Annotated in this window: 19 protein-coding genes and 1 pseudogene; 6 read left to right on the plus strand and 14 right to left on the minus strand. The window is 68.6% G+C overall.

The features are described 5' to 3' along the window. Position 1: 1 nt before the first annotated feature. The 5 genes from odhB to purB all read right to left on the minus strand — a co-directional run bounded on the left by odhB (position 2) and on the right by purB (position 7715). Complete coding sequence (gene odhB, locus ACE3TE_RS08515; protein ID WP_374604026.1) at positions 2-1168, minus strand: 2-oxoglutarate dehydrogenase complex dihydrolipoyllysine-residue succinyltransferase; 1167 nt, start codon at positions 1166-1168, stop codon at positions 2-4. Between the two features lie 31 nt (positions 1169-1199). Further along, on the minus strand, positions 1200-4022 hold the full coding sequence (locus ACE3TE_RS08520) for a 2-oxoglutarate dehydrogenase E1 component (RefSeq protein ID WP_374604027.1): 2823 nt from the start codon (positions 4020-4022) through the stop codon (positions 1200-1202). Positions 4023-4168: 146 nt separating this feature from the next. Then, positions 4169-5128 carry a GNAT family N-acetyltransferase gene (locus ACE3TE_RS08525; protein ID WP_374604028.1) on the minus strand — a complete coding sequence of 320 codons (960 nt, stop codon included), beginning with the start codon at positions 5126-5128 and terminating at the stop codon, positions 4169-4171. A gap of 4 nt (positions 5129-5132) precedes the next feature. Next, on the minus strand, positions 5133-6323 hold the full coding sequence (locus tag ACE3TE_RS08530) for a JmjC domain-containing protein (RefSeq protein WP_374604029.1): 1191 nt from the start codon (positions 6321-6323) through the stop codon (positions 5133-5135). 24 nt (positions 6324-6347) lie between these two features. Then, positions 6348-7715, minus strand: coding sequence for an adenylosuccinate lyase (gene purB, locus ACE3TE_RS08535; protein WP_374604030.1), 1368 nt, complete (start codon positions 7713-7715; stop codon positions 6348-6350). Between the two features lie 185 nt (positions 7716-7900). Here purB and ACE3TE_RS08540 point away from each other — a divergent pair, with 185 nt between their 5' ends. Beyond that, positions 7901-9307, plus strand: a complete 1407-nt coding sequence (locus tag ACE3TE_RS08540) for a class II fumarate hydratase (protein WP_374604032.1) — start codon at positions 7901-7903, stop codon at positions 9305-9307. Positions 9308-9322: 15 nt separating this feature from the next. Here the strand turns inward: ACE3TE_RS08540 and ACE3TE_RS08545 are convergent, their stop codons facing one another. The 6 genes from ACE3TE_RS08545 to ACE3TE_RS08570 form a co-directional block, all read right to left on the minus strand. Continuing rightward, entirely contained in the window at positions 9323-10084 is a 762-nt protein-coding gene (locus ACE3TE_RS08545) for a GIN domain-containing protein (protein WP_374604033.1), read from the minus strand. Between the two features lie 16 nt (positions 10085-10100). Then, positions 10101-10661 (minus strand): hypothetical protein, encoded by a 561-nt coding sequence (locus tag ACE3TE_RS08550; protein WP_374604035.1) that lies wholly within the window; start codon positions 10659-10661, stop codon positions 10101-10103. Between the two features lie 77 nt (positions 10662-10738). Then, entirely contained in the window at positions 10739-11725 is a 987-nt protein-coding gene (locus tag ACE3TE_RS08555; protein WP_374604036.1) for a hypothetical protein, read from the minus strand. Beyond that, on the minus strand, positions 11722-12582 hold the full coding sequence (locus tag ACE3TE_RS08560) for an ABC transporter ATP-binding protein (protein WP_374604038.1): 861 nt from the start codon (positions 12580-12582) through the stop codon (positions 11722-11724). Before ACE3TE_RS08560 ends, ACE3TE_RS08555 begins: the two co-directional genes overlap by 4 nt. Further along, positions 12579-12944, minus strand: coding sequence for a GntR family transcriptional regulator (locus ACE3TE_RS08565; protein ID WP_374604040.1), 366 nt, complete (start codon positions 12942-12944; stop codon positions 12579-12581). The genes ACE3TE_RS08560 and ACE3TE_RS08565 overlap by 4 nt, the downstream gene beginning before the upstream one ends. 1 nt (position 12945) lies before the next feature. After that, positions 12946-13212 carry a hypothetical protein gene (locus ACE3TE_RS08570; RefSeq protein WP_374604041.1) on the minus strand — a complete coding sequence of 89 codons (267 nt, stop codon included), beginning with the start codon at positions 13210-13212 and terminating at the stop codon, positions 12946-12948. Positions 13213-13355: 143 nt separating this feature from the next. Here ACE3TE_RS08570 and ACE3TE_RS08575 point away from each other — a divergent pair, with 143 nt between their 5' ends. The 5 genes from ACE3TE_RS08575 (at position 13356) to ACE3TE_RS08595 (ending at position 17094) form a co-directional block, all read left to right on the plus strand. After that, positions 13356-13931: a glutathione peroxidase gene (locus ACE3TE_RS08575; protein ID WP_374604043.1), complete on the plus strand. Its 576-nt coding sequence runs from the start codon at positions 13356-13358 to the stop codon at positions 13929-13931. Between the two features lie 113 nt (positions 13932-14044). After that, entirely contained in the window at positions 14045-14830 is a 786-nt protein-coding gene (locus ACE3TE_RS08580; protein ID WP_374604045.1) for an FKBP-type peptidyl-prolyl cis-trans isomerase, read from the plus strand. 3 nt (positions 14831-14833) lie between these two features. Then, a complete protein-coding gene (locus ACE3TE_RS08585; RefSeq protein WP_374604047.1) occupies positions 14834-16195 on the plus strand; it encodes a UDP-glucose/GDP-mannose dehydrogenase family protein in 1362 nt (453 codons plus the stop codon). Continuing rightward, positions 16185-16400 carry a SlyX family protein gene (locus ACE3TE_RS08590; RefSeq protein ID WP_374604049.1) on the plus strand — a complete coding sequence of 72 codons (216 nt, stop codon included), beginning with the start codon at positions 16185-16187 and terminating at the stop codon, positions 16398-16400. The genes ACE3TE_RS08585 and ACE3TE_RS08590 overlap by 11 nt, the downstream gene beginning before the upstream one ends. A gap of 13 nt (positions 16401-16413) precedes the next feature. Continuing rightward, complete coding sequence (locus ACE3TE_RS08595) at positions 16414-17094, plus strand: DUF2058 domain-containing protein (RefSeq protein WP_374604051.1); 681 nt, start codon at positions 16414-16416, stop codon at positions 17092-17094. Here the strand turns inward: ACE3TE_RS08595 and ACE3TE_RS08600 are convergent. From ACE3TE_RS08600 to ACE3TE_RS08610, 3 genes and pseudogenes are all read right to left on the minus strand, one after another. Next, the gene (locus ACE3TE_RS08600) at positions 17064-18179 is read right to left on the minus strand and encodes an acyltransferase family protein (RefSeq protein ID WP_374604052.1); all 1116 of its coding nucleotides are present in this window, start codon (positions 18177-18179) and stop codon (positions 17064-17066) included. The genes ACE3TE_RS08595 and ACE3TE_RS08600 overlap by 31 nt on opposite strands. A gap of 7 nt (positions 18180-18186) precedes the next feature. Then, a complete protein-coding gene (gene metH, locus ACE3TE_RS08605; protein WP_374604054.1) occupies positions 18187-21897 on the minus strand; it encodes a methionine synthase in 3711 nt (1236 codons plus the stop codon). Next, a pseudogene (locus ACE3TE_RS08610) lies at positions 21897-22823 on the minus strand (ArsR/SmtB family transcription factor); the annotation flags it as partial. The gene metH and the pseudogene ACE3TE_RS08610, both read right to left, overlap by 1 nt. Positions 22824-22890 lie beyond the last annotated feature (67 nt).

Genomic DNA, 22890 nt, shown 5'->3' on the forward strand with positions numbered 1-22890 from the left:
ATCAGAGCCCCAAAAGCATGCGGTGCGGGTTTTCGAGCTGGTTCTTGATGTCCACCAGGAACAGCACCGCGTCCTTGCCGTCGATGATGCGGTGGTCGTAGCTGAGCGCGATGTACATCATCGGCGCCACCACGACCTGGCCGTTCTCGGCGATCGGGCGCTCCTTGATGGCATGCATGCCCAGGATCGCCGACTGCGGCGGGTTGACGATCGGCGTGGACATCAGCGAACCGAAGGTGCCGCCGTTGGTGATGGTGAAGGTGCCGCCCTGCAGGTCCTCGAGCTTGAGGCCGCCTTCGCGGGCCGCCTTGGCGTAACCGGCGATGGACGACTCGACGTCGGCGAAGCTCATGTTCTCGACGTTGCGCAGCACCGGCGTGACCAGGCCCTTTTCGGTCGCCACGGCGATCGAGATGTCGGCATAACCGTGGTAGATGATGTCGGTGCCGTCAACGGAGGCATTGACCGCCGGGAACTTCTGCAGCGCGTTGGCCGCGGCCTTGGCGAAGAAGCCCATGAAGCCGAGCTTGATGCCGTGGGTCTTCTCGAAGCCTTCGCCCAGCTCCTTGCGCATGGCCATGACCTTGCCGAGGTTCACCTCGTTGAAGGAGGTGAGCATGGCGATGGAGTTCTTGGACTCCATCATGCGTTCGGCGATGCGCTGGCGGATGCGGGTCATCGGCACGCGCTGTTCGGGGCGGGCGCCGCCGCCGACCTTGATGTGGTTGACCACGTCTTCCTTGGTCACGCGGCCGCCGCGGCCGGTGCCGGCGACATCGGCCGGGTTCACGTCGTTGCGGGCGGCATGGGCCGCGGCGCCGGGCGGCAGCTCGGCCTTGCCACCGGACTTGGCCGGGGCCGGGGCCGCTTCGGCCTTCGCGGCCGGCTTGTCCTCGGCCTTCTTCTCTTCCTTCGGCGCCTCGGCAACGGCGCCTTCCTCGATGATCGCCACGACCTGCTGGCTGTTCACCGTGTCGCCTTCCTTGAACTTGAGCTCCTTGAGCACGCCGTCGACCGGCGAGGGAACTTCAAGCACGACCTTGTCGGTCTCGAGGTCGAGCAGGTTCTCGTCGCGACGGACGGAATCGCCGGCCTTCTTGTGCCAGGTGGCGATGGTGGCGTCGGACACGGATTCCGGAAGGACCGGGACTTTGACTTCGATGCTCATGGACAAGGTCCTGCTGGCGTGGAGTGGGGGCTTATTCGGTGGTGTGCGTGTTGGGCGCGCTGACCAGGGCGTCTTCGATCAGCTGCGCCTGTTCGGCGTTGTGCGTGTTCAGGTGGCCGGCGGCCGGCGAGGCCGAGCGCGAACGCCCGGCGTAGCTCAGCGACTGGCCCTTGGCGAGGCAGAAGTCGAGGTGGTGGCGGATCTGGTACCAGGCGCCCTGGTTCAGGGGCTCTTCCTGGCACCACACCACTTCCTTCGCGGCGCCGAAGCGCTTGAGTTCGGCGGCCAGCAGCGCCCGCGGGAACGGGTAGAGCTGCTCGACACGAACGATCGCGACGTCCTTGATCTTCTTCGCGGCCGCGGCTTCGACCAGGTCGTAATAGACCTTGCCGCCGCAGACCACGACCCGGCGCGCCTTCTTCGCATCCTTGCAGGTGCTGTCGGGGATGAGGTTCTGGAAGCTGCCCTTGGCCAGGTCGTCCAGGTCCGAGACCGACAGCTTGTGGCGCAGCATGGACTTGGGCGTCATCACCACCAGCGGCTTGCGGGTGGCGCGCAGCATTTGCCGGCGCAGCATGTGGAACATCTGCGCGGGCGTGGTCGGCGTGCAGACCTGGATGTTGTCCAGGGCGCACAGCTGCAGGAAGCGCTCGAGGCGCGCCGAGCTGTGCTCGGGGCCCTGGCCTTCGTAGCCGTGCGGCAGGAACAGCACCAGGCCGCAGAGGCGGTCCCACTTGGACTCGCCCGAGGTGATGAACTGGTCGATCACCACCTGGGCGCCGTTGGCGAAGTCGCCGAACTGGCCTTCCCAGATGTTGAGCGTGCCCGGCTCGGCGGTCGAATAACCGTACTCGAAGGCCATCACCGCTTCCTCGCTGAGCAGCGAGTCGATGATCATCGCGTGCTCGGGGTTGTCCACCAGGTCGCGCAGCGGCATTACCGAGGTGCCGGTAGCCTGGTCGTGCAGCACGGCGTGGCGGTGGAAGAAGGTGCCGCGGCCGGAATCCTGGCCGACGATGCGCAGCTTGTAGCCTTCCGAAAGCAGGGTGGCGTAGGCCAGGTTCTCGGCGAAACCCCAGTCCATCGGCAGCTCGCCGGCGGCCATCTTGCGGCGGTCTTCATAGATCTTGGCGACACGCGCGTGCAGCTTGAGGTTCTCGCGCGGCGCGTTGATGCGCGTGGCCAGCTTGTCGAGTTCGCTGCGCTTGACGGCGGTCTTGACCTCGTCGGCCAGCGCGCCATCCAGCCAGGGCGACCAGTCCACCGCGAAGGGATCGGCCTCGACCTTCACCAGTTCGGTGGTGACCTCGCCCTTGTCGAGCTTTTCGCGGTAGCCGTCGACCAGCGCCTTGGCGCCGTCGGCGTCGATCACGCCCTCGGTGGCCAGCTTGTCGGCGTAGAGCTCGCGCGTGGACTTGCGGGCGCGGATGTTCTTGTACATCAGTGGCTGGGTCGCCGCCGGTTCGTCGGCCTCGTTGTGGCCGTGCTTGCGGTAGCAGACCAGGTCGATCACGACGTCGCGGCCGAATTCGCGGCGGAAGTCGAAGGCCAGGCGGGCGCAGAAGGCCACGGCCTCGGGATCGTCGCCGTTCACGTGCAGCACCGGCGCGCCGATGATCTTGGCCGGGTCGGTGCTGTAGAGCGTGGAGCGGGCGTCGTCCGGGCGGCTGATGGTGAAGCCGACCTGGTTGTTGACCACCACGTGCACCGTGCCGCCGACCGCGAAACCGCGCGCCTGCGACATCTGGAACAGTTCCATAACCACGCCCTGGCCGGCGAAGGCGGCGTCGCCGTGGATCAGGATCGGCAGCACCTGCTTGCGTTCGCTGTCGCCGCGGCGCATCTGGCGCGCACGCACGGAGCCGGCGACCACGGGATCGACGATTTCGAGATGCGAGGGGTTGAAGGCCAGGGCCAGGTGCACCGGGCCGCCGGGCGTGGCGACGTCGGACGAATAACCCATGTGGTACTTCACGTCGCCCGAGTAGGCCGGGTCGTTGTTGTGCTCGAACTGGCCGCGGAATTCGTCGAACAGCTTGTGCGGCGGCTTGCCCATCGTGTTGACGAGCGTGTTCAGGCGGCCGCGGTGGGCCATGCCGATGACCACGTCCTTGATGCCGGCGCTGCCGCCGTGGCGGATCAGGGTGTCCATCAGCGGGATCAGCGACTCGCCGCCTTCGAGCGAGAAGCGCTTCTGGCCGACGAAGGCGGTGTGCAGGTAACGCTCCAGGCCCTCGGCGGCGGTCAGGCGTTCGAGCAGGCGCAGGCGGGCGTCCTTGTCCAGGCCGTAGCCGGCGGTGGCGCCCTCGAGGCGCTGCTGCATCCAGCGGCGCTGCTGCACGTCGGAGATGTGCATGAACTCGGCGCCGATGCTGCCCGAGTAGGACGCACGCAGCTTGGCCAGCAGGTCGCGCAGCTTGTATTTGGGCGCGCCGAACCAGGTGTCGACGGTGAACTCGCGGTCCAGGTCGGCGTCGGCCAGGCCGTGGTGGGCCAGGCCCAGGTCCGGGGCCTCCGGGCGGGTCATCATGCCCAACGGGTCGAGCTGGGCGCCCAGGTGACCGCGCGAGCGGTAGGCGGTGACCAGCTTGCCGACGGCGGCCTGCTTGCGGGCGGTTTCGTCGTCCACGCCGCCCGATTGCGGGGCGCGGGCAGCGGCCTGGACCCGGGCCATGACGGCCGAATGCGGCACGTCGCCGGCCTCGCGGCCCTTGAAGCCGTCGAAGTAGGTTTTCCAGGCGGCGGGGACCGCATCTGGATCGACCAGGTACTGTTCGTACAGGTCTTCGATATAGGCGGCGTTGCCGCCGGCGAGCTGAGAGGTCTGTTTAAACTTCTTGATCAGACTGTCCACGACCCTGGCCTGGCCCGTCTCGACGACGGGTAAGTGATTGATGGAATGGGATGTCGGGGCGCCGCGCGGGGGCGACGACAAGGCCCGGGATTATAGCCCGCACGGCCAGGCTTTAGAACCCGACGCGGGTCCCGGACACGGGATGTTCAGATGCCCAGGGCCCGGAATTCGGTGCAGGCGCGGGACCGTTCCCAGACCCGGCCGAAATGATCGGCCAGCTGGCGGGTGCGCGCCGGGTGGGCCGGGCTCCAGTCGCCGTCCCAGCGGCTGCCGAGCTGGCGGAACAGGTAACCGTCGCGGTCGTTGGCCAGGAAGGCCGAGGGGTATTGCAGGTCCACGTCCTCGACCGGCGTGCGGAACTGGAACACCGAGGTCAGCCGCTGCGCCAGGCCGAGCAGGGGGTGGCCCTGGCCCTGCACCGCGGCCGGATCCAGGACGATCAGTTGCACCGTGCCGCCGCGGCCGGCGGTCGCGAAGCGGCGGAAGGCGTCGATCACCGCGGGCTGGGAGTACAGCACCGGGTCGAGGTCGCGGCTGAACAGGAAAAGCTCGCGCCGCGCATCGTCGACGAGCCGGATCGTGGCCTCGGTCGCCGCCGACAGGCTGTCGAATTCTTCGGCGGCCACCGAGGGGCCGCGCGGGCGGGCCGGCGGGCGCTCCGGGCCGGCCAGGGGTTCGAGCGCGCGGCGCATGGCCTGGTGTTCGATGCCGGCTTCCATGAAGCGTTCGCCATAGGCTTCGAAGCCGTGGCGGGCGTAGAAGTCCATCGCCGCCACCTGGGCATTGAGCTTCACTTCGGTCCAGCCCAGGCCGCGGGCGCGGTCCATCAGCGCCACGAGCAGGGCGTCGCCGACGCCGCGGCCGCGCCATTCGCGCAGCACGGCCATGCGGCCGATCTTGTGTTCCGGGGTCAGCCGGCCGGTGCCGATCGGCTGGCCGTTTCCGTCGCGCGCCAGCACGTGGTGGCTGCGCGGGTCGAGCTCATCCCATTCCTCTTCCTCGGGCACATTCTGCTCGAGGATGAAGACCGTTTCCCGGACCTTGCGCAGGTCCGGCAGGTCGGTGGCGTAATCGGCGGGTTCGATGCGGAAATCGGTCGGGATCATGGCGTCACCGTCGGCGTCGGGGCTTGACCAGCTGGTAGTGGCCGGCGGCCACCAGGGTATGCAGGGCTTCACGGCCCGCGGCGCCGAGCGCGGCCAGTCCGGCGGCGTCCAGGCGTTCGGCGGCGGCCAGCCGGCGGGCGTCGGCGATGCCCATCGACTGCACCAGGCCATTGGCGAAGAGACTGGCCTTGCGGCCATCGCGCGTCCAGGCGACCCGGGCGTGCGGGTGGCGCAGCAGCATGCCCCCCTGGTCGAGGGCGGTGGCCACCGCGTCAGCGTTCGGCGGCCGGGCCGGCGCGGCGATTTCGCCGCCGGCGCGGTACTGGGTGATGAAACGGCCGAACCAGGTGCGCAGGCGCTGTTCGTCGAGCGCCTGCAGGTCGGCGAGCGCCGCGCGCAGTCGCCCGAACGCGGCCTCGTCGATTTCCCAGGCGTCCGCCGGCGGCGCCAGGTCGGGGTCGGCGTAACGCGCCTCGTCGGGCAGCGAGGCGGCCAGTTCCTCGGCCAGGTCCACCATCAGTTCGGCGCGCGACGGGGCGCGCATGCCGACGGAGAACGTGAGGCAGGCATCCTCGGCGACGCCGTGGTGGGGCACGCCGGGCGGCAGGTAAAGCATGTCGCCGGGGCCCAGCACCCAGTCGTGGTCGGCGTCGAAGTGCGTGAGCAATTTCAGCTCGACGTCGTCGCGGAAATCCAGCGGTGCTCCCGGACGGCTGTCGATCTGCCAGCGCCGGTGGCCCTGCGCCTGCAGCAGGAAAACGTCGTACTGGTCCACGTGCGCGCCGACCGAGCCGCCGGGCGCCGCGAAGCTGACCATGATGTCGTCCAGCCGCCAGGCCGGCAGGAAGCGAAAGGCCTTCAGCAGGTCGCGGATGTCCATGTCCCACTTGTCGACGTCCTGCACCAGCAGGGTCCAGTCCTGGCGCGGCAGCTCCGGGAACATGGCTTCGTCGAAGGGGCCGGTGCGCAGTTCCCAGCGGTCGCGCTTGCGGTCGTGCAGCACGATGCGCGACAGCGCCGCTTCCTCGCAGGCCAGGCCAGCCAGGTCTTCGGGCGAGATCGGCGACTGGAATCCCGGGAACGCCTGGCGGATCAGCAGCGGCCGCTTTTGCCAGTAGTCCCGCAGGAACGCCGCCGCCGGCATGCCCAGCGGTTGCTTCGTCGATCCGGTGACTTCAATCGGGTATCGGGGCATTTGGTCTCTCGCCGCGGCAAAAAATCAAACCCCACTCGCCAGCGACGCGGCGTGACCGATGTAGCTGGCGGGGGTGAGGTCGAGCAGGCGGGCCTTGGCGTCGTCCGGCAGGTCGAGGCCATTGATGAAGTCGCGCATCGAGGCTTCGGTGATGCCCTGGCCGCGGGTCAGCGCCTTGAGCTGTTCGTAGGGGTTGGGCAGGCCGTGGCGGCGCATCACCGTCTGCACGGGTTCGGCCAGCACTTCCCAGGCGGCGTCGAGGTCGGCGGCCAGGCGCTCCGGGTTGGCGCTGAGCTTGCCCAGGCCACGCTGCAGTGCGTCGAGCGCGACCAGCGAATGGCCGAAGGCGGTGCCGAGCGCGCGCAGCACGGTGGAGTCGGTCAGGTCGCGCTGCCAGCGGCTGATCGGCAGCTTCTCGGAGAAGTGGCCGAGCAGGGCGTTGGCGATGCCGAAATTGCCCTCGGCGTTCTCGAAATCGATCGGGTTGACCTTGTGCGGCATGGTCGAGCTGCCGACTTCGCCGGCCTTCACCGCCTGCTTGAAATAGCCCAGCGAGATGTAGCCCCAGACGTCGCGGCACAGGTCCACCAGCACGGTGTTGATGCGGCGCTGGGCGTCGCAGAGCTCGGCGATGCCGTCGTGAGGTTCGATCTGGGTGGTGTAGGGGTTGAAGTCCAGGCCCAGGGATTCGACGAAACGCTGCGCCAGCCCGGGCCAGTCAACGTCCGGGTAGGCGACCACGTGGGCGTTGTAGTTGCCGACCGCGCCGTTGATCTTGCCGGGGAACTCGACGCCGTGCATCACGGCGACCTGGCGCTGCAGGCGCGCGACGACGTTGGCAATTTCCTTGCCGACGGTGGTGGGCGAGGCGGTCTGGCCGTGGGTGCGCGAGAGCATCGGCAGGGCCGCGTGTTCGTGCGCCATCGCGCGCAGGGATTCCATGACGTCCGCGGTCTTCGGCGCGATGACCCGCGTGTAGGCCTCCTGCAGCATCAGCGCATAGCTGAGGTTGTTGATGTCCTCGCTGGTGCAGGCGAAGTGCACGAACTCCAGCGCCGGGCCGAGTTCGGCGTCGTCCTTCAGGCGCTCCTTGATGAAGTACTCGACCGCCTTGACGTCGTGGTTGGTGGTGCGCTCGATCTCCTTCACCCGGGCCGCGTCTGCCACCGAAAACCCGTCGGCCAGGGCGCGCAGGCGCGCGGCGGCGGCGTCGGAGAATGGCGCCAGCTCGGAGATGCCGGGCTCGGCCGCCAGGGCCAGCAGCCATTCGACTTCAACCCGGACGCGGGCGCGGACCAGCCCGTATTCCGAGAAGATCGGCCGCAGCGCCTCGGCCTTGCCGGCGTAGCGGCCGTCGATCGGGGACAGGGCAGTGAGGGCGGCGTCGGACATCGGTCGGGCTCGGGCAGGGCGGGGGAGGCCCGTATTCTACCCGCTCGCCGCCCGGCCCCGTCCCCTGTAGGAGCGCCTTCAGGCGCGAATCTTTTCTTTGCCAAAGGCAAAGTCAAAAGATTCGCGCCTGAAGGCGCTCCTACAAGGGGCATTATGCTGCCGGCACGCACCTCCGGAGTCCGACCATGGCCAGCAAGACCCGCACCGAATCCGACAGCCTGGGCGAACTGCAGGTCCCCGCCGAAGCGCTCTACGGCGCCCAGACGCAGCGGGCCGTGCAGAATTTTCCCATTTCCGGCCTGCGCATGCCGCGTGACTTCATCCGGGCCCTCGGCCTGGTCAAGGCGGCGGCGGCCGGCGCCAACGCCTCGCTCGGGCACCTGCCCGACGAGGTGGCCGAAGCCATCCGTGACGCGGCGCTGCAGGTGGCCGAAGGCGACCTCGACGGCCAGTTCCCGGTGGACGTGTTCCAGACCGGCTCGGGCACTTCCAGCAACATGAACGCCAACGAGGTGATCGCCCGCCTGGCCTCGAAGGGTCGCAAGGCGCAGGTGCACGCCAATGACCACGTCAACATGGGCCAGAGTTCGAACGACGTGGTGCCGACCGCGATCCAGGTGGCCGCGGTGCTGGCCTGCCGGGAACGCCTGCTGCCGGCGATCAAATACCTGCGCCAGGCGATCGACCGCAAGGCCCGCCGGGTCGGCAAGGTCGTCAAGACCGGGCGCACCCACCTGATGGACGCGATGCCGTTGACCCTGGGCCAGGAAATGGGCGCGTGGTCGGCGCAGCTGGCCTCGGCCGCCGAGCGCATCGACGACAGCCTGGGGCGCCTGAACCGCCTGCCCATCGGCGGCACCGCGGTCGGCACCGGCATCAATGCCGATGCGCGCTTCGGGCGGCGCGTGGCCAGGGACCTCGGCAAACTGTCAGGCCAGCGTTTCGCGCAGGCAAACAACCTCTTCGAGGGCATCGCCGCCCAGGATGGCGCGGTCGAGCTCTCCGGCCAGCTCAATACGCTGGCGACGGCGCTGATGAAGATCGGCAACGACCTGCGCTGGATGAACTCGGGGCCGCTGGCCGGGCTGGGTGAAATCGAGCTGCCGGCGCTGCAGCCGGGCAGTTCGATCATGCCGGGCAAGGTGAACCCGGTGTTGCCCGAGGCGCTGTGCATGGTCTGCGCCCAGGTCATGGGCAACCACGTCACGGTGACGGTGGCCGGCGCCAGCGGCAACTTCCAGCTCAACGTGATGCTGCCGGTGATCGCGCACAACCTGCTGCAGTCGATCGACCTGCTGGCCAGTGCGATGCGGGTGCTGGCCGATGGCGCCATCGCCGGCTTCAGCGTGCGCCACGACCGCCTGGAACAGGCGCTGGCCCGCAATCCCATCCTGGTGACGGCGCTCAACCCGGTGATCGGCTACGAAAACGCCGCGGCGATTGCGAAGCAGGCCTACCGCGAAGGCAGGCCGGTGCTGTCGGTGGCGATGGAGCGCACCGGCCTCGATGAAAAGACCCTGCGCAAGCTGCTCGACCCGGCGGCGCTCGCCGAAGGCGGCATCCACGGGGCGCCGGGCGGGGGCGGCGGCTGACCGCCCCGCGCGGTTTCAGTTCTTCGGGACGCTGATTTTGCCGCGGACGCGACTGTGGTCCACGTCGCCGCTGCCGAGCTGTTCGACCTCCAGGTCGCCCGCGACGTCGTCGACGTCCAGGTCGCCCGAGCCGATGCGGCCGACGCCGACATTGCCGCCGACACCGTTCAGCGTGACGTCGCCCGAGCCCACCGAGCCCACCTGTACGTCGCCGCGGATCCGGCTGGCGTCGAGGTCGCCCGAGCCCACGGAGCGCACGTCCAGGCTGCCGGCGTCGTCGATCTCGATGTCACCCGAGCCCACCTGGGCCCTCACGGTGCCGGCGATGTCGCGTACTTCCAGGTCACCCGAGCCAACTTCGGCAGACAGGCTGGCGACGCCGTTGACCTGCGCGTCGCCCGAGCCCAGGTCGATTTCGTAGGCCAGGCCGGCCGGCAGCCGCGCCTCGACCTCCATGTAGGCGTAGGTGGGATTGAAGAAGACGCCCACGCTGCGACCCTTGCGCTCGATGCGCACCAGCAGCGTATCGCCGCTGCGGCTGGTTTCGACCGCCAGTTGCGGCAGGTAGTCCGGGTCGGACGCGCAGGCGCGCACGCGCATCGAAGTGGCGGCGTCGCCGGCCACGCCGTCGACGCGCAGGTCGTGCGAGGCGACTTCGAAGCGCACCAGGCGGATGCCGTCCAGGTCCGGCGCGATCTCGCGGATCTCCTCGTGCTTGCAGTCGCTGGCGGTTGCCAGGCCGGAGACGAGGAGCAGGGGCAGGGCAAGCAGTTTCATGGGTGGTTTTCCCTGATCAGTTGACGTTGACGTGGCAGTCGTCGATATCCGACTCGTCCATGTCGGCGTAGGGCGCGAACTCGGGCACCGCCGCAGCCAGCGCCTGCTGGCTTTCGTACAGCGCGGGCAGGCGCTCGCAGAGGGACTTGGCGACCGTTTCGATCTCCCGGGCCTTGTCCTTGGCGTTCTTTTCGACCGCAGCGGTGCCTTCGCCGCTCAGTAGGCCGTTGATGGCGATGCCGATGCTTTCCTTGGCCAGGGCGGCGCCCTGCATGCCGAGGCCGGCGCCGGCTTCGGCGATGGCGGCCACGTTCCCGCGATAGGCCAGGGCGAGTTCCCGCTGGGCCGGATCCAGGCCGACGGGCTGGCCGTCGATGAGCATCTCGCCCTCGGGCGTCAGTTCGGCGCGGGGCAGGCCGCTCTGACGGCCGAGGTCCAGGTTCTCGGTGGCCATTTCCTCGCGCACTTCCCGCGCAACCTTGTCGGCCAGGGACAGTTCGCCGGCGCCGTCGTCCTTGCCGCCACAGCCGGCCAGGGCCAGCACCGGAACCAGGAGGAGCAGGGAGAGTCGGGACATGGGATACCTCGTGAGAGCGGATGGGTGGGGGTGGAAAAAGGCGGGGCGGCCAGAAAACACCGCCCCGCCGGGGGAAATCAGCCTTCGTCGCGGCTGCGGCGGTAGTGCATCGCGCCGAAGATCATCGCGGCACCGACGACCACGCCGATCCAGAGGTCGGGGGTGGCGAAGGCGCCCCAGGCGGTCTGGGCGGAGAACAGGGTGACGATGTCCTGCGGGCCGTCCGGGTTGAAGTTGACGATGGCCGGGTCGTTCGAACCGCGGTAGACCAGGTCCATGCCCGGGATCGTGCCCAGCAGCAGGCGGCCGACCACGTGCTGCCAGAACCAGGCGGCGCTGGAGCCGAACATTTCCATCACGTCGAACCAGGTGACCAGGATGCCGGCGAACACGGGCACCAGCAGCGCCCAGAGGAAGGGCTTGGTGCGGGCCCAGGCCGAAACCAGCATCAGCCAGCCGACGGTGGGAAGGGCCCAGGCCGCGTAGACGGGCAGGGTGGCCAGCATGTGGAAGGCGATCGTGAGCGGGCTGGCCGGACCCCAGATCAGCGCCAGCGGATTGCCGCCGTGCATCAGCACATAGGCGCTGAGCAGCACCAGGAAACCGATCGAGGTGAGGATCGCCGCGGCCATCGCGAACAGCGGGGCCACCACCAGTGCGCTGGTCACCTTCGACAGCACGGTTTCACCGTCGGACAGTGGCAGCGACTTCCAGAACAGGATGCTGCGATCCTTGCGTTCGTCGTAAAGCGCACCCAGGCAGTAGAAGAACACCACGAAGGCCAGCACGATCAGGGGCCAGGATCCGGCCATCAGCGTGCCCAGGTCGAGGCCGCCGCCCAGCTCCGCCATTTCCTTGGGCGTGAGCGTTTCGGTGAGCATGCGCAGCTCGACGCCGTTCATCTGCAGCTCGCCCTGTTCGACGCCGCGGCGCATGGTCTCGCCGGCGATGATCGCCAGCAGGCTGATGACCAGGAAAACCGCGCCGGTGATCATCGGCGCCCACAGGAACCCGCCACGGTGTTCCCAGTATTCGCGCTTGAGAAGCCATTTGAAGGTGTTCATGCGTAGGTTCCTTTCATGGTGGCGACGAACAGGTCGGCGATGCCGGGGTTGCGGACCTCGCCGAAACTGGCGACCTGCTCGCGGGGCACGCCGTCGAACAGCATCACGGCCTTGCCGAAAACGGTGCGTTCGTCGATGGGCTTCAGGGCGCGGGCGGCCTCGGCCTTGTCGGCCGGCACCATCACCTCGGTGAAGCGCTCGCCCACTTCGTCCATCGTCGCGGAGAGCACGATCTTCCCCTCGCGGATGAACATCAGGTCGGTGAGGATGTGTTCGATCTCCTCGACCTGGTGGGTGGTGACGACGATGGTCTTGTTCTCGTCGAAATAGTCCTCGAGCAGGTTCTGGTAGAACTGCTTGCGGTAGAGGATGTCCAGGCCGAGCGTCGGCTCGTCGAGCACCAGCAGCTTGGCGTCGATGGCCATCACCAGGGCAAGGTGCAGCTGCACGATCATGCCCTTGGACATCTGCTTCACTTTCATGTCCGGGTGCAGCTTGGTGTGCGCCAGGTAGGCCTCGGCCTTCTTGCGGTCGAAGCGCGGGTGCACGCCGGCGACGAAGTCCACCGCGTCCTTCACCTTGAGCCAGCGCGGCAGCACGGCCACGTCGGCGATGAAGCACACGTCCTGCATCACGTCGTCGCGCTGGGTGCGCGGGTTCTTGCCCAGCACCTTGAGCTCGCCCTCGAAGGGCACCAGGCCCAGCGCCGCCTTGAGCGTGGTCGTCTTGCCCGAACCGTTCGGGCCGATCAGGCCGACGATGCGGCCGGCGGGGATCTCGAAGCTGATCGAATCAACGGCGGGCTTGCCCTTGCCGTAGCGCTTGGAGAGGTTGCGGGCGGAGATGACGGCGCTCATCGGGAGGTCTCCTTCGCGTCGGCCATCAGCTTTCCGATGTCCAGGCCCAGCCGCTGGATGCGTTCGACCACCAGCGGCCATTCTTCCTTGAGGAAGCGGTCCCGCTCGGATGCCAGCAGGTTTTCGCGCGCCCCTTCGGTCACGTACATGCCAAGTCCCCTTCGTTTTTCCACGAGTCCTTCGTCCGCCAGCTCCTGGTAGGCGCGGGAGACGGTGATTGGATTGAGCTGGTATTCGGCGGCGATCTGCCGGACCGAGGGCAGGGCCTCGCCGGGCAGCAGGATGCCGTCGAGCATCATCGCCACCACCTTGTCCTTGAGCTGCCGGTAGATCGGCGCACTGTCATTCCAGGCGATGGTCATGTCAGGACTCCCCGCGCGGCATCAGTGCGGCCATCGACACGTAGGGCATCGAGATCTGGCGCTTGAGCGCGCCGCGGCTGATGCGGTGGGCCTTGAGCAGGGCCTCGGCGTCCGGGCTGGCCTGCTCCTCCATTTCGACGGCGGCAAGGATCGTCGCAGTCGGCGACGAGACCGGCTGGCTCGGCGGTTCGCCGAAGCCATAACCGGCGACCAGGAAGCCGAGTGCCACGGCCAGGGCCATCAGGTTGGTCTTGATCTTGGGGGTCATGTGCGCCCTCCCTCGTTGGTGAGGTATTGGTCAGGTGTTGTAGCGAACTATAACACCACAAAACCGACTGTCAACACCTTTTGCACGTCCGGGAGAGCAAACTGATGGCATAGGCGCGGATGGTCCCCGCCGGAGGATGGACGATGGGCAGGAAAATGCTTGTTCTGCTGGCCGGCGTGCTGGCCATGAGCCCGGCTTTTGCCGGGGAAACGCTGCTGGACCGGGATTTCCGGAAGCTGGCCGGCAAGGAGACGGTGAACCTGGCGCAGGCCTACGGGGGCCAGGTGCTGCTGGTGGTCAACACCGCCAGCAAGTGCGGTTTCACCCCGCAATACGAAGGCCTGGAAGCCATGTACGCCAAGTACAAGGACCAGGGCTTCGCGGTGCTGGGCTTCCCGTCCAACGATTTCATGGGCCAGGAGCCGGGCAGCGAGGAGGACATCCAGGAGTTCTGCACGCTTACCTATGGCGTGAAATTCCCGATGTTCGAGAAGGTGCAGGTGCGCGGTGCCGATGCGACGCCCCTGTACCGGGACCTCGCCGCGGCCACCGGCGAGGCGCCGGGCTGGAATTTCCACAAGTACCTGATCGATCGCGAGGGCAAGGTGGTGGCCAGTTTCGGCAGCCGCACCAAGCCCGAGGATCCCAAGCTGGTGGCGGAAATCGAGAAGCTGCTGGACCAGCCGGCACCCGCCGCCAAGGCCGCCAAGGCGGGCTGAGCCCGGGACCCGGCTGAACCGCCGCCGCGGCCGAGATTGCCGTGGCGGCGGTGCATCGCGACAATAGCGGGCGACGTGCCGTTCCGGCCCGCCCCCTCAGGAGTTTTGTCCCAATGAATTCTGCCCTGCGTATCGCCGCGCCGCTGGTGCTCGCCAGCCTGGTGCTCAGCCTCAGTGCCTGCAAGTCCGAGTCCCCGGAGGCTGAAGCCGAAGCTTCCGCCGGGACCACCGAAACCGCGCCTGCCGAAGCCGGTGCGCCGATCGTCGAAGGCATCGAAGGCCTCGAAACCGAACGCGCCCAGGTCAGTTACATGATCGGCCTGGACATCGGCCGTTCGATGGCGGTGGTCAAGCAGGACCTGGACCTGGACGTCGTGCGCCAGGCGATGGAGGACGCGTTCGAAGAGCGCGAGCCGAAGATCACCGACGAGCAGATGAAGCTGATCCAGGAAACCTTCACCGCCAAGCTGCAGGCGCGCAAGCAGGCCGAAATGGAAGAGGCCGCCGCGGCCGCCAAGGCCGAGGGCGCCGCCTTCCTGGCCGCCAACAAGGACAAGCCGGGCGTGAAGGTCACCGAAAGCGGCCTGCAGTACCGCGTCGAGCGCGCCGGCAATGGCGCCACGCCGAAGGCGGGCGACATGGTGCGCGTGCACTACAAGGGCACGCTGCCCGACGGCGAGGTCTTCGACAGCTCCTATGACCGCGGCCAGCCGGCCGAATTCGGCCTGGCCCAGGTGATCCCGGGCTGGTCCGAAGGCGTGCAGCTGATGCAGGTCGGCAGCAAGTACACCTTCTGGATCCCGTCCGAGCTGGCCTACGGCGAAGGCGGCGGCGGTGGCGTGATCCCGCCGCACACCATGCTGACCTTTGAAGTCGAACTCATCGACATCGTCGAATAATCGATGCGCGCCACGGTCTTTGGCACCGGATACGTCGGCCTCGTCACGGGCACCTGCCTGGCCGAGGTCGGCCACCAGGTGACCTGCGTGGACGTGGACCAGGCCAAGGTGGAAGGGCTTCGGAACGGCAAGGTGCCGATCTTCGAGCCCGGCCTGGAGCCGATGGTGCTGGCCAACCACGCGGCCGGCCGGCTCGGCTTCACGACCGACGCGGCCGCGGCGATCGCGGATGCCGAGGTCATCTTCATCGCGGTCGGCACGCCGCCCGACGAGGACGGCAGCGCCGACCTGCAGTACGTGCTGGCGGTGGCCCGCACCCTGGGCCGCCACCTGGCCGGGCCGGTGGTGGTGGTGAACAAGTCGACGGTGCCGGTCGGCACCGCCGACCGGGTACGTGAAGCCATCTCCTCGGAGCTGGCCGCGCGTGGCGTCGACGTGCCGTTCGAGGTGGTGTCCAACCCCGAGTTCCTGAAGGAGGGCGCGGCGGTCAACGACTGCATGCGCCCGGACCGCATCGTGCTTGGCGCGCGCAGCGCCGCGGCGGTGGAGACGATGAAGCGGCTCTATGCCCCTTTCACCCGCAGCCACGAACGTTTCGTGGTGATGGACGAACGTTCGGCCGAGCTGACCAAGTACGCCGCCAACGCGATGCTGGCCACCAAGATCAGCTTCATGAACGAGATGGCGAACATCGCCGAACGCGTCGGCGCCGACATTGAACAGGTCCGCCAGGGCATCGGCTCGGACCCGCGCATCGGCTACCACTTCATCTATCCGGGTGCCGGCTACGGTGGCTCGTGTTTCCCGAAGGACGTGCAGGCGCTTGAGCGCACCGCGCGCCAGGTCGGCTACGAGGCCGGCCTGCTGCAGGCCGTTGAGGCGGTGAACGACCGCCAGAAACACAAGCTGGCCGGACTGGCCCTGCGCCACTACGGCGGCGACATCGCCGGCAAGACCTTCGCGGTCTGGGGCCTGGCCTTCAAGCCCAATACCGACGACATGCGTGAAGCGGCCAGCCGCAGCCTTCTGGCCGACCTCTGGGAAGCCGGAGCCCGCGTGCGTGCCTACGACCCCGAGGCAATGGTCGAAACCCGGCGCATCTTCGGCGAGCGCGACGACCTGGTGCTGTGCGCCAGTCCCGCCGAAGCGCTGGAGGGCGCCGACGCCCTGGTGCTGGTGACCGAATGGAAGGCGTTCTGGAGCCCGGATTTCGCCGCGCTGGCCGGCACGCTGCGCGATCGCGTGGTGTTCGACGGCCGCAACGTCTGGGAACCGTCGCAGGTCGAGGCCGCCGGTTTGGCCTATTACGGCATCGGGCGCGGGCGCAGCCTGCAGGCTGGTCCGGGGGCCGGGCATGGCCACTGACATCGAACAGCGCCTGGCCGAACTCGAGACCCGGCTCGCGTTCCAGGAACACGCCCTCACCGAACTCAGCGACGCGCTCGCGGAAGCCCGCATGGAATCGGCCCGCAACGCCCAGACCCTGGTGCGCGTGACGGACGAGCTCAAGCAGCTGCGCACCCTGCTGTATGCCGACCCCGGCAACGAACCGCCGCCGCCGCATTACTGAAGCAAGACCCCCGATGAGCAATTCCCTGCGTGAAAAATTGATGGGCCTGGGCTTCAAGGCCCCGGAGCCCGAACCCCGGCGCGAGCGTCCCGCACACGACGGCAAGGCCGCCGGCAAGGACGGCAAGCGTGGCGACGGCCGTCGTGCGCCCGGTAAAGCCGGCGGACCTGCGTCCGGCAAGCGCGACCATCGTGGTCCGGGCAAGGCCGGCGACGCAGCGTCCGGCCGGGGCAAACCGCGCACCGGCGCCCGTGCGCCGCGCAGCCAGGAGGAGATCGACCTGGCCAAGGCCTATGCGATCCGCGCCCAGAAGGAAAAGCAGGAGCGCATCGAGGCCGAGCGCCTGAAGCAGGAAGAGGCCGCACGCCGTCGCGCCGCCAAGGCGCAGGTCGCGGAACTGCTCAAGGACAAGGCGCTGAACGCGGCCGATGCCGAACACGCGCGGCACTTCGAATACGGCGGCAAGATCAAGCGCGTCTACGTGACGCCCGACCAGCTCAAGGCGCTCAATGCGGGCGAACTGGCGGTGGTGCAGCTGGACGGCCGCTACCTGCTGGTGCCGGTGGCGCTGGCCGACGAGGTCGCGGCCCTGCTGCCCAGCCTGCTGGCGCTGAAGGTGGACCCCAACGCCCCGGCCGAAGAGGACCCCTACGCGGACCCGCGTTACCAGGTGCCCGACGACCTGGTCTGGTAAACCGCACCGGCGGCCGGCGGCATTGCCGGCCGACCGCGCTTGAAGCCCAGCGCCGGCCGCTCCACCAGGTGCCAGGACAGCGCCGCGAGCAGGGCTGCCAGCAGCGTCGCGCAGGCGAACAGCGCCAGCGGCGGTACCGACGGCCAGGCCGCCAGCAGCGCCTGCTGCACCGGGAAGCCGTAGAGGAACAGGCCGTAGGAATAGTCGCGGCTTGCCGACCAGCGCCACACGGGCAGTCGGTAGGTGATGACCAGCACGCCGTAGATGACCGCCAGCGTGGCCAGCGGGCCGAACCACCGCGACTCATGCAGCAGCGCGGCCGCGCCCATGGTGGCGAGCAGCAGGGGCGTGGAAAGCGGGAGCCGGTCGCGCCACTGGGCGACCAGGGCCGCGAGCATGAAGGTCACCGACAGCGCCCGGTAATGCAGGGGATCGGGCTTGCCGATCGTCCACTCCCAGGCGGCGAAACCGACGAAGGCCAGGGCAATGGCAGTGAACACCGGCCGACGGGCCACGGCTCCCAGCAGCAGCAACAGGCCCAGGTAGGCATACCAGCGCAGCTCCAGTCCGAGCGACCACAGGCTGCCGTTGATGACCCCGGGCAGGGGATTGGCTTCGAAGACGCCGGGCAGCTGCCAGTTGAAGCTCAGCGGCAGCAGGTTTTCCCGCAGGTGCCTCCAGGTGTCGCCATGGGAAAAATAATCGCCCGTTGCCAGCGTGGTCGCGACCGGGCCGAGCAGCAGCACGGTCGTCAGCAGCATCACCCAGTAGGCCGGGAAGATGCGCAGGAAACGATGCCAGGCGTAGCGAAGGAAGCCGGGATGGCGCTGCATCGACAGCATCAGCAGGAAACCGCTGAGGGTGAAGAAGACATACACGGCCAGCGTGCCCGCCTTGAATCCCGGCATGGTGCGCGCCACCAGGTCGGCCTGGCCCATCGGTGCGGACAGGTCGTAGCTGTGGCCGTAGATCACCATCAGCGAGGCCAGGTGACGCAGGGGCAGGGCATTGTCCTGGCCCGGGATCCGATTCGCGGACAGCGCGGCGGTGCCCCACCACGGGCGGGGCGAAGGGGCGTCGGGCATCGGGTGCTTATTCCGGGTCGTAGTCGAGGTTCGGGGCGAGCCAGCGTTCCGCCTGCGCCAGCGCGACACCCTTGCGGCGTGCATAGTCGGCCACCTGCTCGCGGGAAAGCCGGCCGACCACGAAGTATTGGCTGCCGGGGTGCGAGAAGTACAGCCCGCTGACCGCCGCCGCCGGCATCATCGCGAAACTTTCGGTCAGCGCCATGCCGGCGTTCCGTTCCGCGTCGAGCAGGGCGAACAGGGTGGCCTTTTCGCTGTGCTCCGGACAGGCCGGATAGCCCGGCGCAGGCCGGATGCCGCGGTACTGTTCGCGGACCAGGGCGTCGTTGTCCAGCGACTCGTCAGGCGCATAGCCCCACAGGTCGGTGCGTACCCGCTGGTGCAGGGCCTCGGCCAGGGCTTCGGCGAGGCGGTCGGCAAGGGACTTGAGCAGGATGGCGTTGTAGTCGTCGTGCTCCGCTTCGAAGCGCGCCAGATGCGTTTCGATGCCGAGGCCGGCGGTGACCGCGAAGGCGCCGATCCAGTCCTCGCGGCCGCTGTCGCGCGGCGCGATGAAGTCGGCGAGGCAGAGGTTGGGGCGGTCGTCCGGCTTTTCGGCCTGCTGGCGCAGGCAGTGCAGGGTGGCGCGCTGGTGGCCGTGCGCGTCCAGCACCTGGATGTCGTCGCCGACCGAACGCGCCGGCCACAGGCCGGCCACGGCCTTCGCCCGCAGCCACTTCTCGTTGATGATCCGGTCGAGCATGGCCCGGGCATCGGCGAAGAGCTCGGTGGCCTGCGCGCCGACCACCGGGTCCGTCAGGATCGCCGGGTAGCGGCCGGAAAGCTCCCAGGTCTGGAAAAACGGCGTCCAGTCGATGAACTCGCGCAGGTCGTCCAGCGGGAAATCATCGAAGACCGTCAGGCCCGGCTGGCGCGGCGCCGGCGGCACGTAGTCGGCCCAGCCGCCGTCGAAACGATTGGCGCGGGCGCGGGTGAGCGAGGCGAGGGGCTTGGCGTCGCCGCGGTTGGCGTGGCGCTTGCGCACTTCGGCATAGTCGGCGGCGTTGGCGGCTACGAAGGGTTCGCGCAGCTCCTTGCTGAGCAGCGACTGGGTGACGCCGACCGCGCGCGAGGCATCCTTCACCCAGACCACCGGCGAATCGTAGTGCGGGTCGATCTTGAGCGCGGTGTGCGCGCGCGAGGTGGTGGCGCCGCCGATCAGCAGCGGCACGCTGAAGCCCTGGCGCTTCATTTCGCGGGCGACGTGGCTCATTTCCTCCAGCGAGGGCGTGATCAGGCCGGACAGGCCGATCGCATCGACCTTCTCTTCGCGGGCGCGGTCGAGGATCACCTGCGAGGGCACCATCACCCCCAGGTCCACCACCTCGAAGTTGTTGCAGGCCAGGACCACGCCGACGATGTTCTTGCCGATGTCGTGCACGTCGCCCTTCACCGTGGCCATCAGCACCTTGCCGCGCGGTTTGCCGGCGTCGCCGCTGCGGGCCTTCTCGGCTTCGATGTAGGGGATCAGGTGGGCGACGGCGCGTTTCATCACGCGGGCCGACTTCACCACCTGGGGCAGGAACATCTTGCCGGCGCCGAAGAGGTCGCCGACCACGTTCATGCCGGCCATCAGCGGGCCCTCGATGACGTCCAGCGGCCGCGTCGACTGCTGCCGCGCCTCTTCGGCGTCGGTTTCGATGAACCTGTCGATGCCGTGCACCAGCGCGTGGCTGATGCGCCGGTCCACCGGCCAGTCGCGCCAGGCCAGGTCCTCGCTGCGGACCTCTCCCTTCTTCGCCTTGTGCTTTTCGGCCTCGGCCAGCAGGCGTTCGGTGCCGTCGCCGCGGCGGTTGAGCACCACGTCCTCGACTGCCTCGCGCAGCGCCGGGTCCAGGTCGTCGTAAAGGGCCAGGGCGCCGGCGTTGACGATGCCCATGTCCATGCCCGCGCCGATCGCGTGGTAGAGGAACACGCTGTGGATGGCCTCGCGCACGGCGTTGTTGCCGCGGAACGAAAACGAGACGTTCGAGACGCCGCCGGAGACGTGGCTGTCGGGGAAGCGCCGTTTCAGTTCACGCGCCGCCTCGATGAAGGCGACGGCGTAATCGTCGTGCTCCTCGATGCCGGTGGCGATGGCGAAGATGTTCGGGTCGAAGATGATGTCTTCGGGTGCCAGTCCCGCCTGGTCGACCAGCAGGGCAAACGCGCGGCTGCAGATGGCCACCTTGCGTTCGAAGGTGTCGGCCTGGCCCTGTTCGTCGAAGGCCATCACCACCACCGCCGCGCCGTGCCGGCGGGCCTCGCGGGCCTGGGCGAGGAAGGCGGCCTCGCCTTCCTTCATCGAGATCGAGTTGACGATGGCCTTGCCCTGGACGCATGTCAGGCCGGCTTCGATCACGCTCCACTTCGAGCTGTCGATCATCACCGGCACCTTGGCGATGTCGGGCTCGGCGGCGACCAGGTTCAGGAAGCGGGTCATCGCCGCCTCGGCGTCGAGCATGCCCTCGTCCATGTTGACGTCGATGACCTGGGCGCCGCTCTCGACCTGCTGGCGGGCCACCGCCAGCGCGTCGTCGTAGCGGTTTTCCAGGATCAGCTTCTTGAACTGGATCGAGCCGGTGACATTCGTGCGCTCGCCGACGTTGACGAAGTTGGTGTCCGGCGTGATGACGAAGGGTTCCAGGCCAGCCAGTCGCGTGAACGCGGGCAGGGTGGGAACCTGGCGCGGCGGCAGCCCCTTCACAGCGGCGGCAATTGCGGCGATGTGCTGCGGCGTGGTGCCGCAGCAGCCGCCGACCAGGTTCAGCAGGCCGGCTTCGGCGAACTCGCGCAGGATGCCGGCGGTTTCCTCCGGGCCTTCGTCGTAGCCGCCGAAGGCATTGGGCAGGCCGGCATTGGGATGGCAGCTGACGTGCGTATCGGCGACCTGGGACAGCATGTCCACGTGCGGGCGCAGGTCGCGGGCGCCGAGCGCGCAGTTCAGGCCCACCGACAGCGGTTTGGCGTGGCGCAGCGAGTACCAGAAGGCTTCCGCGGTCTGGCCCGACAGCGTGCGGCCGCTGCGGTCGGTGATCGTGCCCGAGATCATTACCGGCAGGCGTGCGCCCAGCGATTCGAACAATACGTCCAGCGCGTAAAGCGCTGCCTTGGCGTTGAGCGTGTCGAACACGGTCTCGACCATCAGGATGTCGGCGCCGCCCTCGACCAGGCCGCGCGCGGCGACGCTGTAGTCGGCCACCAGCGCGTCGAAGCTGGTGTTGCGATAGCCGGCGTCCTCGACCTTGGGGCTGATCGACGCGGTGCGGCTGGTCGGGCCCAGCACGCCGGCCACCCAGCGCGGGCGGCTCGGATCGGCGGCTTCGGCGCGGGCGGCGCATTCGCGGGCCAGGCGCGCGGCCTCGCGATTGAGTTCGGGCACCAGCGCTTCCAGGCCGTAGTCGGACTGCGACACCGCCGTGGAGTTGAAGGTATTGGTTTCGATGATGTCGGCGCCGGCGTCCAGGTAGGCCTGGTGGATGCCGGCGATGACGTCCGGACGCACGAGCGTGAGCAGGTCGTTGTTGCCCTTGAGGTCGCGCGGCGACGCGGCGAAACGTTCGCCGCGGTAATCGGCCTCGCCCAGTTCGTGGCGCTGGATCAGGGTGCCCATGGCGCCGTCGAGCACCAGGATGCGCTCAGCCAGCGCCTCCAGCAGCCGGCCGGTGCGGTCGGGGTCGTGCCAGGGCAGCTGGCTCATGGCTTGCGTGCCAGCAGGGTCAGCACCTCGAAGTGCGGCGGGCGTTTCTCGCGGGTCACCGCTTCGCAGACCGTCACTTCCAGCCCCGCCTTCTCGGCGTGCCGGCGCAGTTCCTTCACCGTGAAGCCGAGGTTGACGTGGCCATAGGGCGTGACCGCGGCCCGGTGCTCGTGCTTGCCCAGGCAGGTCGCGACCAGGCGGCCGCCGGGGCGCAGCACGCGCGCGGCTTCCGCGATGGCCTGGGCGGGACGCTCGGCATAGGTGAGCGCGTGCATCAGCAGCACCAGGTCGAACTGCGCAGCATGGAAATCCAGGGCCTGCATGTCACCTTCCAGGACCTCGACGTGGGCGTACTTGCGCAGGCGTTCGCGGGCGGCGTTGACCACGCGACTGCTCGAATCGACGCAGACGTAGCGGCGCGCATGCGGCGCCAGCAGTTCGCCCAGCACGCCGTCGCCGGAGGCAACGTCGAGCACGTCGCCGGGTTCGAGCAGGGGCAGGGTGGAGCGGGCCAGGGCTTCCCAGGTGCGGCCCGGCGAATAGTGGCGCTCCATGTCGCCGGCCACCGAATCGGCCCAGTTCTGGTCGGCGGCGCGGGTGGCCAGCACGGCCGGCAGGCGCTCGGCGTCCTGGCGCAGCAGCGGGTCGTCGGTGCTGTCGCGCAGGGCTTCCCACAGGCGCGCCTCGCCCGGGTCCAGGGTGTCGCCGTTGAAGCGGTAATAGGCCGAGACGCCGGCGCGGCGGTCGCGCACCAGGTCGGCTTCCTTGAGCCGCGCCAGGTGGGTGGAGACGCGCGGCTGGGCCAGGCGGGTGATCGCGGCCAGTTCGGCGACCGTCAGCTCCTCGCCTTCGAGCAGGGCCAGCAGGCGGACCCGGGTGGGATCGGAGAGGACCTTCAAACAGGCCGACCAGGCGTCCAGGTCCATTATTTATCCTTCCATCCGGATTCAAAGATATGGCGAGGTTAGGCCGGCTCGCCGGGAGCGTCAAGCC

It is taken from the genome of Arenimonas sp. (assembly GCF_041919775.1).
GTDB lineage: Bacteria > Pseudomonadota > Gammaproteobacteria > Xanthomonadales > Xanthomonadaceae > Arenimonas.

What these genes read in the sequence shown, in the direction of transcription:
- odhB (WP_374604026.1), bottom strand. Translation starts at nt 1,168, where the DNA reads ATGAGCATCGAAGTCAAAGTCCCGGTCCTTCCGGAATCCGTGTCCGAC.
- ACE3TE_RS08600 (WP_374604052.1), bottom strand. Translation starts at nt 18,179, where the DNA reads ATGCCCGACGCCCCTTCGCCCCGCCCGTGGTGGGGCACCGCCGCGCTG.
- ACE3TE_RS08550 (WP_374604035.1), bottom strand. Translation starts at nt 10,661, where the DNA reads ATGTCCCGACTCTCCCTGCTCCTCCTGGTTCCGGTGCTGGCCCTGGCC.
- ACE3TE_RS08590 (WP_374604049.1), top strand. Translation starts at nt 16,185, where the DNA reads ATGGCCACTGACATCGAACAGCGCCTGGCCGAACTCGAGACCCGGCTC.
- ACE3TE_RS08555 (WP_374604036.1), bottom strand. Translation starts at nt 11,725, where the DNA reads ATGAACACCTTCAAATGGCTTCTCAAGCGCGAATACTGGGAACACCGT.
- ACE3TE_RS08570 (WP_374604041.1), bottom strand. Translation starts at nt 13,212, where the DNA reads ATGACCCCCAAGATCAAGACCAACCTGATGGCCCTGGCCGTGGCACTC.
- ACE3TE_RS08575 (WP_374604043.1), top strand. Translation starts at nt 13,356, where the DNA reads ATGGGCAGGAAAATGCTTGTTCTGCTGGCCGGCGTGCTGGCCATGAGC.
- ACE3TE_RS08580 (WP_374604045.1), top strand. Translation starts at nt 14,045, where the DNA reads ATGAATTCTGCCCTGCGTATCGCCGCGCCGCTGGTGCTCGCCAGCCTG.
- ACE3TE_RS08560 (WP_374604038.1), bottom strand. Translation starts at nt 12,582, where the DNA reads ATGAGCGCCGTCATCTCCGCCCGCAACCTCTCCAAGCGCTACGGCAAG.
- ACE3TE_RS08525 (WP_374604028.1), bottom strand. Translation starts at nt 5,128, where the DNA reads ATGATCCCGACCGATTTCCGCATCGAACCCGCCGATTACGCCACCGAC.
- purB (WP_374604030.1), bottom strand. Translation starts at nt 7,715, where the DNA reads ATGTCCGACGCCGCCCTCACTGCCCTGTCCCCGATCGACGGCCGCTAC.
- ACE3TE_RS08585 (WP_374604047.1), top strand. Translation starts at nt 14,834, where the DNA reads ATGCGCGCCACGGTCTTTGGCACCGGATACGTCGGCCTCGTCACGGGC.
- ACE3TE_RS08595 (WP_374604051.1), top strand. Translation starts at nt 16,414, where the DNA reads ATGAGCAATTCCCTGCGTGAAAAATTGATGGGCCTGGGCTTCAAGGCC.
- ACE3TE_RS08530 (WP_374604029.1), bottom strand. Translation starts at nt 6,323, where the DNA reads ATGCCCCGATACCCGATTGAAGTCACCGGATCGACGAAGCAACCGCTG.
- metH (WP_374604054.1), bottom strand. Translation starts at nt 21,897, where the DNA reads ATGAGCCAGCTGCCCTGGCACGACCCCGACCGCACCGGCCGGCTGCTG.
- ACE3TE_RS08545 (WP_374604033.1), bottom strand. Translation starts at nt 10,084, where the DNA reads ATGAAACTGCTTGCCCTGCCCCTGCTCCTCGTCTCCGGCCTGGCAACC.
- ACE3TE_RS08540 (WP_374604032.1), top strand. Translation starts at nt 7,901, where the DNA reads ATGGCCAGCAAGACCCGCACCGAATCCGACAGCCTGGGCGAACTGCAG.
- ACE3TE_RS08565 (WP_374604040.1), bottom strand. Translation starts at nt 12,944, where the DNA reads ATGACCATCGCCTGGAATGACAGTGCGCCGATCTACCGGCAGCTCAAG.